Source organism: Streptomyces sp. V4I23 (assembly GCF_030817975.1).
Classification (GTDB): domain Bacteria; phylum Actinomycetota; class Actinomycetes; order Streptomycetales; family Streptomycetaceae; genus Streptomyces.
Genome location: NZ_JAUSZW010000004.1, coordinates 689,327 through 705,468 on the forward strand (window position 1 = coordinate 689,327; position 16,142 = coordinate 705,468).

At 72.3% G+C, this 16,142-nt stretch carries 12 protein-coding genes; 9 read left to right on the forward strand and 3 right to left on the reverse strand.

Going from position 1 to position 16,142, the window contains the following annotated elements; genetic code table 11:
- The first annotated feature begins 202 nt into the window (after nucleotides 1-202).
- Nucleotides 203-694, forward strand: coding sequence for a MarR family winged helix-turn-helix transcriptional regulator (locus QFZ82_RS05380; protein ID WP_373429236.1), 492 nt, complete (start codon nucleotides 203-205; stop codon nucleotides 692-694).
- A gap of 160 nt (nucleotides 695-854) precedes the next feature.
- Nucleotides 855-3,887: a BTAD domain-containing putative transcriptional regulator gene (locus QFZ82_RS05385; protein ID WP_307712022.1), complete on the forward strand. Its 3,033-nt coding sequence runs from the start codon at nucleotides 855-857 to the stop codon at nucleotides 3,885-3,887.
- Nucleotides 3,888-4,000: 113 nt separating this feature from the next.
- On the opposite strand, the gene QFZ82_RS05390 is transcribed toward QFZ82_RS05385, so the two are convergent.
- A complete protein-coding gene (locus tag QFZ82_RS05390; protein WP_307712023.1) occupies nucleotides 4,001-4,201 on the reverse strand; it encodes a hypothetical protein in 201 nt (66 codons plus the stop codon).
- Nucleotides 4,202-4,398: 197 nt separating this feature from the next.
- Between QFZ82_RS05390 and QFZ82_RS05395 the strand changes: the two genes are divergently transcribed.
- The 6 genes from QFZ82_RS05395 to QFZ82_RS05420 all read left to right on the forward strand — a co-directional run bounded on the left by QFZ82_RS05395 (nucleotide 4,399) and on the right by QFZ82_RS05420 (nucleotide 13,472).
- Complete coding sequence (locus QFZ82_RS05395; protein ID WP_307712024.1) at nucleotides 4,399-6,276, forward strand: AfsR/SARP family transcriptional regulator; 1,878 nt, start codon at nucleotides 4,399-4,401, stop codon at nucleotides 6,274-6,276.
- 82 nt (nucleotides 6,277-6,358) lie between these two features.
- The gene (locus QFZ82_RS05400) at nucleotides 6,359-9,673 is read left to right on the forward strand and encodes an amino acid adenylation domain-containing protein (protein WP_307712025.1); all 3,315 of its coding nucleotides are present in this window, start codon (nucleotides 6,359-6,361) and stop codon (nucleotides 9,671-9,673) included.
- Between the two features lie 34 nt (nucleotides 9,674-9,707).
- Nucleotides 9,708-11,108 (forward strand): serine hydroxymethyltransferase, encoded by a 1,401-nt coding sequence (gene glyA, locus QFZ82_RS05405; RefSeq protein WP_307712026.1) that lies wholly within the window; start codon nucleotides 9,708-9,710, stop codon nucleotides 11,106-11,108.
- Nucleotides 11,105-11,803 (forward strand): DUF2461 domain-containing protein, encoded by a 699-nt coding sequence (locus tag QFZ82_RS05410; RefSeq protein ID WP_307712027.1) that lies wholly within the window; start codon nucleotides 11,105-11,107, stop codon nucleotides 11,801-11,803. Before glyA ends, QFZ82_RS05410 begins: the two co-directional genes overlap by 4 nt.
- The gene (locus QFZ82_RS05415) at nucleotides 11,800-12,894 is read left to right on the forward strand and encodes a low specificity L-threonine aldolase (protein ID WP_307712028.1); all 1,095 of its coding nucleotides are present in this window, start codon (nucleotides 11,800-11,802) and stop codon (nucleotides 12,892-12,894) included. Before QFZ82_RS05410 ends, QFZ82_RS05415 begins: the two co-directional genes overlap by 4 nt.
- Nucleotides 12,891-13,472 (forward strand): GNAT family N-acetyltransferase, encoded by a 582-nt coding sequence (locus tag QFZ82_RS05420; protein WP_307712029.1) that lies wholly within the window; start codon nucleotides 12,891-12,893, stop codon nucleotides 13,470-13,472. Before QFZ82_RS05415 ends, QFZ82_RS05420 begins: the two co-directional genes overlap by 4 nt.
- A 365-nt stretch (nucleotides 13,473-13,837) precedes the next feature.
- Here QFZ82_RS05420 and QFZ82_RS05425 read toward each other — a convergent pair whose 3' ends face one another.
- Nucleotides 13,838-14,386, reverse strand: coding sequence for a GNAT family N-acetyltransferase (locus QFZ82_RS05425; RefSeq protein WP_373429237.1), 549 nt, complete (start codon nucleotides 14,384-14,386; stop codon nucleotides 13,838-13,840).
- A complete protein-coding gene (locus tag QFZ82_RS05430) occupies nucleotides 14,383-15,612 on the reverse strand; it encodes a helix-turn-helix transcriptional regulator (RefSeq protein ID WP_307712030.1) in 1,230 nt (409 codons plus the stop codon). The genes QFZ82_RS05425 and QFZ82_RS05430 overlap by 4 nt, the downstream gene beginning before the upstream one ends.
- A gap of 184 nt (nucleotides 15,613-15,796) precedes the next feature.
- Between QFZ82_RS05430 and QFZ82_RS05435 the strand changes: the two genes are divergently transcribed.
- Nucleotides 15,797-16,090, forward strand: coding sequence for a hypothetical protein (locus QFZ82_RS05435; protein WP_307712031.1), 294 nt, complete (start codon nucleotides 15,797-15,799; stop codon nucleotides 16,088-16,090).
- Nucleotides 16,091-16,142: the final 52 nt, after the last annotated feature.

Genomic DNA, 16,142 nt, shown 5'->3' on the forward strand with positions numbered 1-16,142 from the left:
CGTCCCCGGCGTGTCGAGGGCGGCGCGGACCGGACCGGCGCGCAAGGCGGACGCCGCGGCCCCGGGCAGGTGCCCCGGGGCCCGGCCCGCACCTGGGTTCCCCCTTCATGGACAGCCGTGTCGCACGGTTGTACGGTGCAGCAACGCAATGGCCGGGTTCGTCCCCGGCCACGGACGTCGACTGCCGGCGGAGGGGGCCGTAGTGCGTGTCGCGACATCCGGTGAGCACATCCGCGACGGCATGAGTTCCGTCGACGCGTTCAGCCGCACCGCCCTGGCCGTCTTCCACCTGAACGGCAGATTCGGGGCACTGCTCGACCAGTTGACCGTGCCGTCCGGCCTCAGCGCAGCGCAGTGGCAGGTCCTCGGCGCGGTCGAGGACGAACCGCGGTCCGTGTCGGGCATAGCGCGCATGCTGGGCGTCACCCGGCAGAGCGTGCAGCGCATCGCCGACCTGCTGGTGGAGCAGGGGCTCGCCGACTACCGTGCCAATCCCGCGCACCGGCGCGCCCGACTGCTGGCGGCCACCGAGCGGGGCGAGGCGGTGCTCCGCGAGGTCGACGCCGGTCACGCCGAACTGGCCCGTCGGCTGTGCCGGGAGCTCGGCGGGGAGGAGGAGTTCGGCCGGACCACCGATGTGTTGCGCGAGCTGTCGCTCGCCCTCGGCTCCGTCGTCCCCCAGGCCCGGTCCTGAGCTCGCCCGCGCACCACCGCGCGGCGTCCGGACCACCCCCCGACGGCCCGCCCACGGCACGGCGTCCGCCCCGCTCACGCGGCGACTCCCCGCTGATCGGGGGCCACTTCCTTGTTGTACCGTTACCGACCTGCCTAGAGGTCACAGGCCGGGGGGACCAGTGAATCAGTTCGTCTTCAGAATGCTGGGGCCGCTGCTCGTACAGGCCGACGGGCAGCCCCTGCGCATCAAGGGCAGGCGGCAGTCCACCGTTCTCGCGATGCTGTTGCTCTCGGCGGACCGGATCGTGTCCGTCGACACGCTCGTCGACGCCGTGTGGCCCGAGTCCCCTCCCGCGACCGCCCGCAACCAGATCGCGATATGCGTGGCGACGCTGCGCAAGACGTTCAAGGAGGCCGGCGGGAGCGACATCCTGCTCACCTCTCCCCCGGGTTACGTCCTCGCCCGGGGCACGCACCGCATCGACGTCGTCGAGTTCCTGCACGAGGCCGAGCGCGGGCGGGACGCCGCACGGCACGGCCGGGCCGAGGAGGCGTGCGCCCTGCTGGAGGAGGCGCTCAGCAAGTGGCGCGGCGCGGCCCTCGACGAACTGTCCGGGGCGCGGATCGAGGCGGAGGCGGCCCGGCTGGAACACCTGCGGCTCGACCTGATCGAGGAGCGCGCCGGGCTGATGCTGGAGCTGGGGCGGCACCGGCTCCTGACCGGCGAACTGGGCGAACTGGTGGCCCGGCACCCGCTGCGCGAGCAGTCGCGCGAACACCTGATGCTGGCGCTCTACCGTTCGGGGCAGCGTGCCGAGGCCCTGGAGGTGTTCCGGCAGGGCCGCTCGCTGATGAACGAGGAGCTGGGCATCGAGCCCGGTCCCGCGCTCCAGCACCTGCACGAACTGATCCTGCACGACTCGCCGGAGCTGACCAGGCCGGTCGCCGCCGCGCCCGCCGCCCCGGTCGCCGTCCAGACCACCCCGGCCCAACTGCCCGCGGACGTCATGCGGTTCACCGGCCGCCAGGAGGAACTGGCATTGCTGGACCGGCTGTTGAAGGAGCCGTACCAGCCGCACGCACCCGCCCTGGCGACGATCGTCGGCGTCGGCGGGGTGGGCAAGACGGCCCTCGCCGTCCACTGGGCGAGCCAGGCCGCCGACCGCTTTCCCGACGGCCAGCTCTTCGCCGACCTGCGCGGCTACGACGAGGAGAACCCGCCGGTCTCCCCCGCGGTGGTGCTGGACCGCTTTCTGCGCGCCCTCGGGACGCCCGGCCCGCAGATCCCCGCGGAACCGGACGAGCGCGCGGCGCTGTTCCGCAGTCTGCTCAGCACCAGGAAGGCTCTCGTCGTCCTCGACAACGTGCGGTCCTTCGCCCAGCTCAGACCCCTCCTGCCGGGCGGTGGCCGCAGTGTCGTGCTGGCCACGGGACGCGAGGCCCTGGACGACGTGACCGGCGACTACACGGCCCTGCGGATCAGGCTGCGCGTCCTGCCGCCGGCCGAGGCCACCACACTGCTCACGAGGATCGCCGGCGCCGACCGGTTCGGCAGCGACCCGGTGGCGCTGGAGCAGTTGAGCGCGCTGTGCGACTGTCTGCCGCTGGCGCTGCGGATCGCGGGGGCGCGGCTCGCCACCAAGCCCGGCCTGACCGTGCGCGGGCTGGTGGAACGGCTGAGCGACCAGCGCCGGCGGCTGGACGAGCTGAGCCCCTCGGAGGGCGGGGTGCGGGCCGGTTTCCGGCTGACGTACCGCGATCTGTCCGCCGAGGCGACCCGGATGTACCGCAGGCTGGGGCTGCTGCGCACCGCGGACTTCGCGGCCTGGGTCGCGGCGGCGGCGCTGGGGACCGACGTGTGGCACGCCGAGCAGCTTCTCGACCAGCTCGTCGACGCCCAGCTGCTGGAGACGGTCGAACCGGTGCCGGGCCGCGCGGCCCGCTACCGTTTCCAGGATCTGCTCCAGCTGTTCGCCCGCGAGCGCGCCGAGGCGGACGAGACGGAGGCGGAGTGCGACGCGGCGCTGGACCGGATCTTCGCCGCCTGGCTCTGGCTCGCGCAGGAGGCCCACCGGCGGCTGGACGGGCGGCAGTTCCCCGTCGGCCATCCGCCGGAGGCGGCGCCACGCTTCCTGCGGGGCACGGCGGACGGGCTGCTGGCCGCACCGCTGGAGTGGTTCGACTCCGAGCGCGCCACCGTCACGGACTTGGTGGTGCACGCGGCCGAGACAGGCCGGGCGCGGTACGCCTGGGCGCTGACCGAGAGCGCCGTGCCCCACTTCGAGACCAGGAACTACCTGGAGGACTGGCAGCGCTGCGCCGAGGCCGCGCTGTCGTCGGCCCGGCGCACCGGCGACCGGACGGGCGAGGCCACCATGCTGCGGGTGCTGGGCTCGCTCGCCATCTACCAGCGGCGCTATGAGCAGGCCGAGGGCTGGAACCTCGCCGCGCTGCGGCTGCTCGCGGAGAGCGACGACGTCCCCGGAGCGGCGCTCGCCCAGCGGAACCTGGCCATGTGCGCCCGTTTCCAGGGCGACTGGGACCGGGCACTCGAGTACTGCAGGGCGGCGCTCCAGGGCTTCCACGAGGCCGGCGACACCGGCAACGAGGCCCATCTGCTCGGCTACCTCGCCCAGATCGAACTGGACCGCGGTGAGGTGGAGCGGGCGCTGCCGCTGGCCGTCGAGGCGCTGGCGCTGAGCCGGCGGACCGGATCGGTGCGTGCCGAGACGCAGAGCATCTACCGGCTGGCCGAAGTGCGGTTGCGGGCGGGCGATCTGGACCTGGCCGCCGAGTCCTTCCACGAGGTGCTGCAGCTGTCCCGCAGGGAGGGCGACCGGATCGGGGAGGCCCATGCGCTGCGCGGGCTCGGCGAGACGCAGTGGACCCAGGGTCTGCTCCCGGCGGCCGAGCGCACACTGAACGAGGCGCTGGAGATCACCGAGGAGCTGGCCGACCGCTTTCTCTACGCGCGCGTGGAGACCGATCTCGGCTGTGTCGAGGCGATCGGCGGCCACCACGCGGCCGCGGCGGAAAGGTTCGAGCGGGCCCATGCGGCGCTGGGCGAGGTGGGGGCCCAGCCCTGGCGGGCGCGGGTCACGCGGCTGCTCGCTCGGGTACGCGGCGACGGCGGCGGTCCCGCCGGCAGCGAGGGGGAACGATCCCTCACACCGCAGGCGCTGCAACTCCTGCTGGCGGACCGGCCGGACTGACCCGCCGCCGGGGCCGCAGCGGGCCCCACGGCGCGTCGTCGCGGAGCTCGGCCCCGGCCCCGTACTCATCGGCGTGCGGAATCGGGGGGCGTTTCACCGTCGGGACGCGGAGATCAGCCCCACGGCATGTCGTCGTCGGAGGCGGTCCGCGGCGCGACCGGTTCGACCACGCCCCATGGCATGTCGTCGTCGCCCGCCACCGTGTCCGTGTGCGTCGTGGTGCCGGCTCCGGCCGCGCCGGAGCCCGCGATCAGTCCCGCCAGTACGATCAGACCGGCCATCGTCGCCCGCTTTCCCGTCATCGTGATGCGCATATCGATTCCGCCTCGTCCGTCGACCTTCATTTCCGCTTGCTGCGGTCCGACGGACAGTAGGGACGCGCCCTTTTCCCGGCCTGTCCCTACGGTTTTCCGTGCCGGGACCTCGTGAAATCAAAACGATAACGGGGTGACAGCGGGAGCCCATATCTTCGTCCGTAGATTCGTCACATGGATCACGAACGGGGGTGCCCATGGAATTCCGAGTTCTCGGGCCGGTCGAGGTGCGCGACCAGGGACGCAGGGCGCCGCTGTCCGGCACCAAGCTGCACACGGTGCTGGCTGCTCTCCTGCTGGCCCGCGAAGAGGTCGTGTCCGACGAGCGGCTCAGCCGTCTGCTGTGGGGGTGGGCGCCGCCGGCCACCGCGAACGCACAGCTGTACACCTACATTTCGCGGCTGCGGAAAATACTCGGCGACGACGTCCTCATCGACCGCAGGCCCCCCGGCTATGTCATGTCCATCGGGAATTCCAGCCTCGACCTGACAGAATTCGAAGAATTTGATTGCAAAGGCCGGGACGCTCTGCTCTCGGGCAACTTCGACAAGGCGGGCGATTTTCTGAGCGAGGCGCTGGCGCGCTGGAACGGCCGCCCTCTCGCGAACACCACGGAGCACCTCTTCGACGCCGAGGCGCCCTGCCTGGCCGAGGCCCGCGCGGCGACGCTGGAGCACCGGATCGCGGCGGACCTGGCGCTCGGCCGGCACGAGCAGATCACCGTCGAACTCACCGGTCTGGTGGCGGAGTTCCCCCTGCGCGAGCGCTTCCGCAGCCAGCTGATGACCGCCCTGTGCCGCAGCGGCCGGCAGGCCGACGCGATCCACCTGTACCACCACGGCCGCGAGATCCTGGCCGAGGAGCTCGGCGTGGACCCCGGCGAGGAACTGCAGGCCACCTACCAGGCCCTGCTCGACGGCTCGCTCGTGCGCCTGCCGCAGCCGCGGACCCGGGCGCGCGCCGTGCCCCGCCCGCAGGAACGGACCGAGGACGAGCCCCACGGCGCCCCCGCCACCCTGCCCCCGGACACGGTGGACTTCACCGGCCGGGAGCGCGAGCTGGACGTGCTCCACCGGGCGCTCGCGCCGGACGCCGCCGCGCCCGACCGCCCGCGCCGCGTCCTGGTGACCGGCATGGCCGGGGTCGGCAAGACCACGCTGGCCGTGCACGCGGCACACCGCTGCAAGCAGCACTTCCCCGACGGCCAGCTGTACGCCGACCTGCGCGCCCCGGACGGCACCCCGCGGCCCGCCGGACAGGTCCTGCTGCACCTGCTGCGTTCCCTCGGCCGCCCCGTGGACGCCGCCGCGGCCGGCGATCCGGAGGAGCTGGTCCGTCTCTACCGCGAGAGAACCGGCGGCAGACGCCTGCTCATCCTGCTGGACAACGCCGAGAGCGCCGCCCAGCTCGGCCCGCTGCTGCCCAACACCCCTGAGCCCGCGGTCCTCGTGACCGGACGCACCGCCCTGCCCACCGTGGCCGGGGCGCACACCGTCGCCCTGGACCCGCTGGAGGAGGGCCCGGCACTGGAGATGCTCGCCGCCGCCGCGGGCCCCGACCGGATCGCCGCGGCCCCCGGTGCGGCGGCCGTCATCGTCGAGCACTGCGCCGGGCTGCCGCTGGCGCTGCGCATCGTGGGCACCCGGATCGCCGCCCGGCCGCACTTCACGCCGGACCGGGTCGCCCGGCGACTCGCCGATCCCGCCACCCGGCTGCGCGAACTGCATTCGGGCGACCTGGACGTGCACGGCGCGCTGCTGCCGTCCTGGCGGGCGCTGGAGCCGCAGGCGCGCGGGGCGCTGCCCGCGCTGGCCGGCCTCGGCCCCGAACCGTTCTCCGCGCTGGAGGCCGCGGTCCTGCTCGGCCTGCCCGAGCAGGACGCCGAGCTGCTGCTGGAGGCGATGGCCGACGCCGCGCTGCTGGAGGTCAGCGGAGCCGACGAGTGGGGCCGGCCCTGCTACCTGTTCCACCCCTTGGTACGCCTCTTCGCCCTGTCGCTGCCGGAGCGGTGCGACAGCGCGGACCGGGAGGAGGTTCCCGTGGCGCGTAACCGGTGGCTAACCAGCCGCCCCTAGCCTCGCCGTGCCCAGCAGCGCGCGGCACCCCCTTGTGGCCCCCGGCCTTATGAATTCCGTCATCTGCGAGTGGAGTTGGACCATGACCGAGCTCTTGCACGGCCGCGCCGACAGCGCCGCCCCCTTCCCCATGACCGAGACGCAGCAGGCGCTGATGATCGGGCGGGGCGAGGGGGTCGAGCTGGGCAGCATCGGCTGCTACGGCTACTTCGAGTGGGAGCGCGCCGATCTGGACCCGGAGCGGCTGGCGACGGCCTGGCGCCGCGTGGTCGCCCGCCACGACATGCTCCGCGCGGTCGGCCGTGCCGACGGTACCCAGCAGGTGCTCACGGACCCGCCGCCGTACGACATACCGGTGGTGGACCTGCGAGGTCTCGACGCGGCGGACGCGGATCGGCGCCTTACGGCGCTGCGTGCGGAGATGAGCCACCGGGTGTTCGCGGTGGGCAGCTGGCCGCTGTTCGACCTGCGGATCATCCTGTTGCCCGGCGAGGGGAACCTCAGCCGTATCCATCTCGGCATCGACCTCCAGGTGCTGGACGCGTCCAGCGCCTTCCAGGTGCTCTTCCCCGATCTGATCGACCTGTACGAGAACCCGGGTGCCGAACTGCCGGAGCCCGGCATCACCTTCGCCGAGTACGCGCGCTGGCGTGCCGACGACATGCCCCACACCGAGACGTTCCGCGCGGCCAGGGACTACTGGCTGGAGCGGGTGCCGCAACTGCCGCCCGCCCCCTCGCTGCCGGCCGGAGGCGCACGTGACGGCGCGGTCCGCTTCGAGCGGCACGAGCACCGGCTCTCCCCCGGCGACTGGCAGCGACTGCGGCGCGTGGCCGCGGAGGCGGAGCTGACCCCGTCCGTGCTGCTCACCGCCGCGTTCGCCGAGGTGGTGCGGTGCTGGGCCCAGGAGGCGGACTTCACCCTCAACTACCCGGTGTTCCAGCGGCCCCGGGTGCACGAGGACATCGGCCAGGTCCTCGGCGACTTCACCAACGCCGTCCTGCTCGCCGCGGACAGCTCCGGCCGGACGTTCCTGGACCGCGCGCACGCCCTGCGCGACCAGCTGCACCGCGACACGGAGCACGGCGCCTTCAACGGCGTGCGGGTGCTGCGCGAGCTGACCAGGCTGCACGGCGTGGGCGACCAGGCCGGCATGCCGATCGTCGTCACCAGCCTGCTCGACTACCCCGTCCGCCGTCCGGTCACCGACCTGGGACGGGAGGTCTACTCGATCTCGCAGACCCCGCAGGTCTCCCTCGACGTCCAGCTGCGCGAACTCGACGGCGAGCTGCGGATCATCTGGGACTACGTCGACGGGGCCTTCGCCCCCGGCTTCACCGAGGCCGCGTTCGGCGTGTACGTCGCGCTGCTCCAGCGCCTCGTCGGCGATCCGGACTCCTTGCGCACCGAACGGTTCGACCTGATCCCTCCGGCCGAGCGCGAGCTGCGCCGCCGGATCAACGACACGGCGGGCCAGATCCCGTACACCACCCTGCACGAGCTGTTCGCCGAGCAGGCCGCGCGCACCCCCGACGCCGAGGCCGTCGTCGACGCCACGCGCCGGCTGTCGTACGCCGAACTCGCCGCGTACGCCTGGCGCATCGGCCACCGGCTGCGGCAGCACGGCGCGAAGCCCGGCGAGCTGGTCGCCGTCGTGATGGAGAAGGGCTGGGAGCAGTACGCGGCGGTCTACGGCATTCTCGCGTCCGGCGCCGCCTACCTCCCGCTCGACGCCTCCGTGCCCCCCGAGCGGCTGCGCCGGCTGCTGTCGGACGCCGGTGTCGACAAGATCCTCACCCAGTCCTCGCTGGAGACCCGGATCGCCTGGCCTCCGAACGCCCGGCGCTACCGTGTGGACCAGGACTTCGAGGTCGGCGACGCCACCAGGCCGGGCACCGCGCAGACCCCCGCGGACCTCGCGTACACCATCTTCACCTCGGGTTCGACCGGCGAGCCCAAGGGCGTCATGGTCGACCACATCGGCGTGGTCAACCTGATCCGCGATGTCGCCGAACGGTTCGGCGTCGACGCGTCCGACCGGCTGCTGGCCGTCTCGGGGCTGCACTTCGACGCCTCCGTCTACGACGTGTTCGGTGTGCTGCCCCAGGGCGGGACGGTCGTGATCCCCCCGCCGTTCGAGCACGCGCAGCCGGACGTGTGGGCCGATCTGGTGGCCGCGGAGCGGGTCACCCTCTGGAACTCGGTGCCCGTGCTGATGGAACTCCTCGTCGGCGAGGCGGAGGTACGCGAACGGCGGGGCGGCGAACGTCCGCTGGAGTCCCTGCGCCTGTCCGTGCTGTCCGGCGACTGGATCCCGCTGACGCTGCCGGACCGGCTGCGCGCGCAGAGCCCGCGGATCCAGGTCGTCGGCTCGGGCGGTCCGACGGAGACCATCTGCTGGTCGCTGTTCCAGCCCATCGGCGAGATCGACCCGGCGTGGACGAGCATCCCGTACGGCACGCCCATCACCAACCAGCGCTACTACATCGTCGACGGCACGGCCCATGAGCGCCCGCTCGGCGTGGTCGGCGAGATGGCCGTGGCCAGCGACGTGGGTCTGGCACTCGGGTACTGGGGCGACGATGAGCGCACCCGCAGCCGCTTCATCCGCCTGCCCGAGACCGGCGAACGCGCCTACCTGACAGGCGACTTGGGCCGCTACCTGCCCGACGGCAGCATCGAGATCCTGGGCCGCGACGACTTCCAGGTGAAGGTCCAGGGTCACCGGATCGAGCTGGGCGAGATCGAGGCCGCGCTGCGCCAGGACGAGCGGGTCGACGCGGCCGTGGTGGTCGCCCCGGCCAGCTCCCACGGCGTGCGCCGGCTGCACGCCTACGTCGTCGCCGGAAACGGCGCCTCCGGCGAGCAGATCCTCGCCCGGCTCACCGAGCAGCTGCCGTCCTACATGGTCCCGTCCGCGGTCACCGTCCTCGACGAGCTGCCGCTCACCCGCAACGGCAAGGTGGACCGGCTGCTGCTGGCGCAGACCGCAGGGGCGCAGCAGCCCGCCGGGGACGCGGCCGCCGCGGACGGCGGCGCGGAGCCGGACGACGCGCTGTCGCTCGTGCTCTGCGCGGCGGTCGGCGACATCCTCGGCCTCGACCACGTGGGCCCGGCCGACAACTTCTTCAAACTGGGCGGGGACTCGCTCAGCGGCACCCGGCTCGCCGGACTGCTGCAGGAGTTGCTGGGTGTGCCCGTGCCGGTCAAGACCGTGTTCCAGACCCCCGTCGTCGCGGAGCTCGCCGGGAAGATCGCCGCCGACGAGGAGTACGGCGCCGGGGCGGTGGCGGCCGCGGAGGCGCTGGCCGCCATGTCACCGGACGACACCGACAGCCCGGACGACCCATCCGAAGCCGCGGGGACGGGCGGGCCGGCCGGTCCGCCGCGGACCTGACGGACGGCTCCAGGAGATCCAGGAAGGGACAGTCATGACCTTCACCCTGCCCGCACCGCTCGACGCGCCGGCCGGGGAGCGCGCCCGGCCGGCCGCCGGGCCCGCGCCCCACGGAACCGACCTCGCCGACTTCGCCGGCCGTGCGGCCGCCCGGCTCCGGCGGACCGACCCGGCCCTGTACGACCTGCTGAACCGGGAGTCGGCCCGCCAGAACGACACCCTGATGATGGTGGCCGCCTCCAGCGTCGCCGACCCGTCGGTGCTCGCCTGCGGCGGCAGCGCCCTCGGGAACCTCACCGCCGAGGGCTATCCCGGCGGCCGGTACCACGCGGGCTGCGGCGTCGCCGACGAGATCGAGCAACTCGCCATCGAACGGGCCTGCGCGGCGTTCGGAGCCGGGGACGCGATCGTCCAGCCGCACTCCGGGTCGTCCGCGAACCTCGCGGTGCTCACCGCGCTGCTCAGCCCCGGCGACACCCTGCTCGGACTGGACCTCGACTGCGGCGGTCACCTCACCCACGGCTCCCCCGCCTCGGTCAGCGGCCGCTACTACCGGGCCGTGGGCTACCGGGTCACGCCGGAGGGCCTGCTGGACTACGACCAGATCCGCGAACTGGCCCTCACCCACCGGCCGAAGCTGATCGTGTGCGGTGCCAGCGCGTACCCGCGCAGCATCGACTTCGCCCGCTTCCGGGAGATCGCGGACGAGGCCAACGCCTACCTGCTCGCCGACATCTCCCACATCGCGGGCCTGGTGGCGGCCGGGCTGCACCCCAGCCCCATCGACCACGCCCACATCACCACCACCAGCACCTACAAGCAGTTGTACGGGCCGCGCGGCGGGCTGATCCTGCTCGGCCGCGACGCCCGCAAGGCCGGACCGGAGCGCGGCACGCTCGCGGCGACCATGCGCCGGGCCGTGTTCCCCTTCACCCAGGGAACCCCGGACCTGGCCTCGGTGGCGGCGAAGGCGCGGGCGCTGGACTTCGTGGCGGGACCCGACTTCGCCGAGCTGGCCAAACGGCTCGCGGACGGTGCCCAGGCCATCGCCGAACGGCTCCTGGAGCGGGGAATGCGGCTGGTCACCGGCGGCACCGACACCCACATGGTGCTCATCGACCTGCGCGGCACGGGACTGACCGGCGACGTCGCCGAAGAGGCCCTGGAGTCCTGCGGGATCGTCGTCAACCGCAACCGCGTCCCCGGCGACACGACGCCGGTGCGCACCACCGGCGGCCTGCGGCTGGGCAGCAACACGCTGGCCGCCCGCGGCATGGACCGCGGCGCGGCCACCGCCTGCGCGGACCTGGTGGCCGACGTGCTCGACGCCCTGCGAGCAGGCTCGGGGGTGCTCCCCCCGGCGGTGCGCGCCGCGGCGCGGGCCCGCGTCACCGAGCTGTGCGCCCGCTACCCCTTGCCGGGGTATCTGTCGTGACGTTCAGCGGTTTCCCCCCGTCGGCGCCGCGCCTGTACGAGGACCTGGCGGACGACAACTCCAAGGAGGCGTGGCGGCTGCGTCACCGCGAGGTGTACGAGCGTGACGTGCGCGCGCCGATGGACGAACTGGCCGCGGAGTTGTCCGCCGAGTTCGCGGAGTACGGCGGTGCGGACGGGGTGCGCGTGCTCGGCCCCGTCCGCGACACCCGGATGTCCCACGACAAGTCCCCGTACAAGACGTACCAGGGCTGCTATCTCGATGTGCTGCCCTGTCTGGGCTTCTGGGTCCATCTGGACCGCGACGGGCTGTACGCCTCCGGGCGCTACTACCCGTACGGCGGCGACGAGGTCGCCCGGTACCGTGCCGCCGTCGACGAGGAGGACGGCGGCACGGAACTGGCGGCGATCGTGGCCGGTCTGGAGCGGGAGGGCTTCACGATCGGCGGCGACCGGCTGAAGTCCCGGCCGCGCGGCGTGCCGGCCGATCACCCCCGCCTGGACCTGCTGCGGCACCGCAGGATCGACGCCGGCCGGCGTCTGGGGCCGGGGCCCGACCTGTCCTCGGACCGGGCCGCGGACTTCGTCCGGGAGACCTGGCAGCTGGTGCGGCCGCTGCTGGACTGGGCGGCGGTCCGCGGGCTGACACCGCGGCCCCGGACCCCCGACACCAAGGGAGCTGACGCATCGTCATGACTGCCGAGACCGTTGATCTGCGCAGCGACACCGTCACCCGGCCCACACCCGGCATGCGCAGGGCGATGGCGACCGCGGAGGTCGGCGACGACCTGTTCGGCGAGGACCCGACCGTCCGTGCGCTGGAGGAACGGGTCGCCGGACTGTTCGGCTTCCCCGGCGCGCTGTTCGTCCCGTCGGGCGTGATGGCCAACCAGATCGCGCTGCGGCTGCTCACCGCGCCCGGACAGGAGGTCGTCTGCGACGCCGAGGCGCACATCCTGGCCCACGAGGAGGGCTCACCGGCGCGCTACGGCGGAATCCAGACGCGGACGGTGTCCGGCGAACGGGGACTGGTGGGCGTCGAGGAGCTGGCGGGGATCCTGCGGCCGGGCAACGCGTACACCGTCGGCACCCGGGCGGTGGCTCTCGAACAGACCCACACCCGGGCGGGCGGGACCGTGTACCCGCTGGAGACCCTGCGCGCGGTGCGCGAGCTCACCTCTCGGGCCGGGATCGCGCTGCACATCGACGGTGCGCGGATCTGGAACGCGCACGCCGCGACGGGCACACCCCTCGCCGAGTACGGGGCGCCGGTCGCGGACACCCTCGCGGTGTGCCTGTCGAAGGGCCTGGGCGCGCCGGTGGGATCCGTACTCCTGACATCCGCCGAACACCTGCCGCGGGCACGGTCGTTGCGGCATGGTCTGGGGGGCGGCATGCGGCAGTCGGGCATTCTCGCCGCCGCCGGACTGCACGCCCTCGACCATCACCTGGAGCGCATCGCCGAGGACCACGAGAACGCGGCGCTGCTCGCGGACGGGCTGCGGGAGGCGGGGTTCCCGGTACGGCCCCGGGAGACCAACATCGTCCTCGTCGACACGCCCGGCGCCGAGGACGTCGTGGCGAGGGCGGCGCGGGAAGGAGTGCTGGCGACCGCCCCGGGCCCGGGAGTGGTCCGGCTGGTCACGCATCGGGATGTCGGCCGACAGGCGTGTCTCCGTGCCGTGGAGGTACTGACGGCCGTTATGGGTGAAGGCCGTCGCGGAACGAGCGGGACCGCGGCCGCGGAGCACACACAGCAATGGGAAGAGAGCGAAGTAGCAGCATGAGTCTGGAAGTTCTGCCGGCGACCGCCGAGCGTTGGAACGACCTGCAGTCGGTTCTGCAGCCCAAGAAGAGCGCGCACACGTGCTGGTGCATGGCCTGGCGGCTGTCCACCGGCGACTACGGGCGGATGACCGCGGACGAGCGGGGCAAGCACATGCGCTCCCTCGTCGAGGCGGCCGATCCCCCGCCGGGGGTGCTGGGCTACCTCGACGGCGAGGTGGCCGGCTGGTGCAACGTGGCGCCGCGCAAGCATCTGGACCGCCTCACGTCGTCGAAGACGATCACGCCGGTCGACGACGCGCCGGTGTGGTCGGTGACCTGCTTCGTCGTACGCAAGGACTTCCGCGGCAAGGGTGTGGCCTCGGGCCTGCTGGAGGGCGCGGTGGCCCACGCCCGGGCCAACGGCGCTCCGGCGGTCGAGGGTTACCCCGTCGACCCGGAGGGCGGCAAGGTGAACCCGACGCTGGCGTACGTCGGCACGATGGAGATGTTCGAGCGGGCGGGCTTCCGCCGGGTGCGCAGGACGGAGGCGAAGAGCGACAAGCGCTATCGCTGGGTGATGCGGCGCGACCTGGACTGACGGGGTCGCGTCGTCGCGTGTTTGAAGGGGCTTCCGCCGCGCGGAAGCCCCTTCTCCTGTTGACGCACGGCCACCTCGGGGGCAAGCTCCCCGGCCTGCGCATGGACCTCCGGGCCCCGGCTGACCTGCCCGGCCGGAGCCCCACTACCGGCCCAGAGTGGTGGGCACACAGCCGGCCGCCGACAGGATCGCCCGGGACAGCATGCCGTCGCAGCCGTGCCGGGAGCACCACTGGATCACGCCGGGAGGGACGGCAGCTTGAAAGTGTGAAGGTCTACGACACCGGCCTGCACGTCACCACGGCGACCTCCAAGACCGACCAGGCCGGTAAGGGCTCCGGCCGCTTCATCCCGCCGTCGCGCCTCTCACCCGTTTGCGGTCGACAGCTCGCTGTCGGCGGCTGAGATCCGACGGAGCATCACCGCGTAGACCGGGGAGTCGGGGAACGGCTGTCGTTCTCCGACCTTCTGGTACTGCCAGGATTCGTAGAGGGCCTGCACCCGCGGGTGAGTGGTGTCCACCAGGAGAACGGACAGCGCTTCCTCTCGGCTGGTGAGCAGGGCGGAGTGCAGTCGGTCCGCTACTCCGGTCTTCCGCCACTTCGGTCGCACCATGAGTTCTGACAAGGAGAACGTGGACGGGTCAACAGGTTCGTCGCTGACGTGCTCGCGCCACCACTCTCGCCCTGGGATTGATGGAGCTCCGTAGATGAAGCCGACAGGTTCACTCCCGTCCCAGGCGATGATGCAGGCAAAGCCACTGTTGCCGCCCCAATGATCCACGAACCAGGGAAAGCGCTGATGGAACGGATCATCCATCTGGTCTGCGTAGGCGTCGGCGTGGACATCGATGAGCGTCTGACGGATGTCGTCCAGGTCCGCGTGTGAGTAATGGCGAAGGTCGAGGCTCATCATCGGCTCCACTGGTCGCGGTATTGGTCACCCCAATCTCGCGCCACGGCGGCGTCCGGCGCGAGGGTGAGGAGATCACGGTAGAAGTCGCCGATCAGCGACCTCATTCGGCCCGGCAGCGGAGCGCCGGCCATCAGGTCGAACACCTTGGCCGCGGTGTCGCACGCCTGCTCCGAGTCGCCTTGGTGCAGCTGCGCAAGCGCGAGTCGCGCGGTGGCCAGCGCCCTGTTACGGCGGAACTGATCCGGAAGGACGGCCAGCGCCCGGTGGGAGACGGCTTCGGCCTCTGCCGCGTCCCCGAGCCGATGGCGCACGATGGCGCCCATTGCGTACAGCTCGGCCGGGCCGTAGAACGCGATCCACGGCGGCCTGCCCATCTCGGGGTCCGCCTTGCCCATCATGTCCTCGGCGAACCCAAGGGAACGCAACGCCGCCTGCCGATCCCCGCGGTTTGCATGCCCCACAGCAGTGCGGGCGTGAGCGAGGGATGCGAACAGCCGATCGCGGCGCGTGATGCCTGTCGCCTGGGCGGCGTAGCCGGCGTCGACGGCCTGGCCATGTTCCTTTCGCTGATGGGCGAGCATGGCCAGCGAATTCCACACCCGCATCTCCGTGGCGCTGTCGTTCGCCATCCTGGCCAGGTAGAGAGCTTCCTTGAGCTGGGCGTCTGCCCGGTCGAGCTGCCGGGCGTCGATGCTCGACCATGCCGCCGTCGCGGTGAAGTCGGATGCAAGGCTGAGGAGGCGCTGCCGGATTCGCTGGGAGCTGGCTCGGTCCTGCTTGTTCAGGCAGTCGGCAGCACCGGCAAGGGCTGCCCGCTCAAGCTCGGTATGGCCTCCGCGCTTGTCGTCCAAGCTGGTCAGGCTCTCCAGGCTGGCACGGAGCCCGGCAACCTCCGAGGTGCCGACGCGTCCAGTGCTGCGGGGCATGAAGGGGAGAGACGCCCCAGCCATCGTGGTGGAGGCGAGGAAAGTGCGGCGGAGCAAGGCGCCCTCCGGTGGGATGAAGCCGAGTTCGACGGCCGGACACCCGAATACTGCCTCCAACGCGTCTCGCTGTCGCCGCTGAGGCCACTCGGATTTTCCGGTCAGCCAGTAGCGCACGGTTCGGTCGCTGATCGTCCCGCGGTGACCGGCAGCCACCAGGGACTTGCTCAACGCCTCGACTAACTCCGCCTGGGTGTACCCCGCTTGGTCCATCGCAGCCCTGAGCCGGACATTCTCGGTCACACACTCACGGTAACCGTTGCCTTTCGCTCTGGTCACCCAGTTGGGAGGACCGGCGAGCCAGAATTTCCGGTTGCTTGCGACTAGGTCAGCGGCCCTTTTTCCTGCCTTCCCCGGAGCGCCAGGAGTTGTATGAGCGTCAGCCGGCCCGACGGGGCCGAGCTTCCTACGTTCATCAGGGGGAGTCGTGCAACCGACAAGCGCATCGCTCGCGACGACGCACAGCCCGCCCGCTGCCGACGCCGTCACGTACGAGTGGTCTCGAACCTTCGAGGCGCAGCCCAAAGCCCCACAACAACTCGCCCGGTTACACACCCGGACCAGGCTCACCATGGCCCACTGGCGGGGCAACCGCGAGGCGGCCGCCGTCGTAGCCGGCGTACTGACGGCCAACGCAGTCATCCACGCCAAGCTGGCCCGCTTGGTGACCGGCTGCGCATCGGTCTTCGGCTGGCTCTCACCGAGACCGGTGAGCTCCTGATCGACGTCTCCGACCCTCTGCCCGCAGCCACGGGCACCAGCCCGCGGCCGCC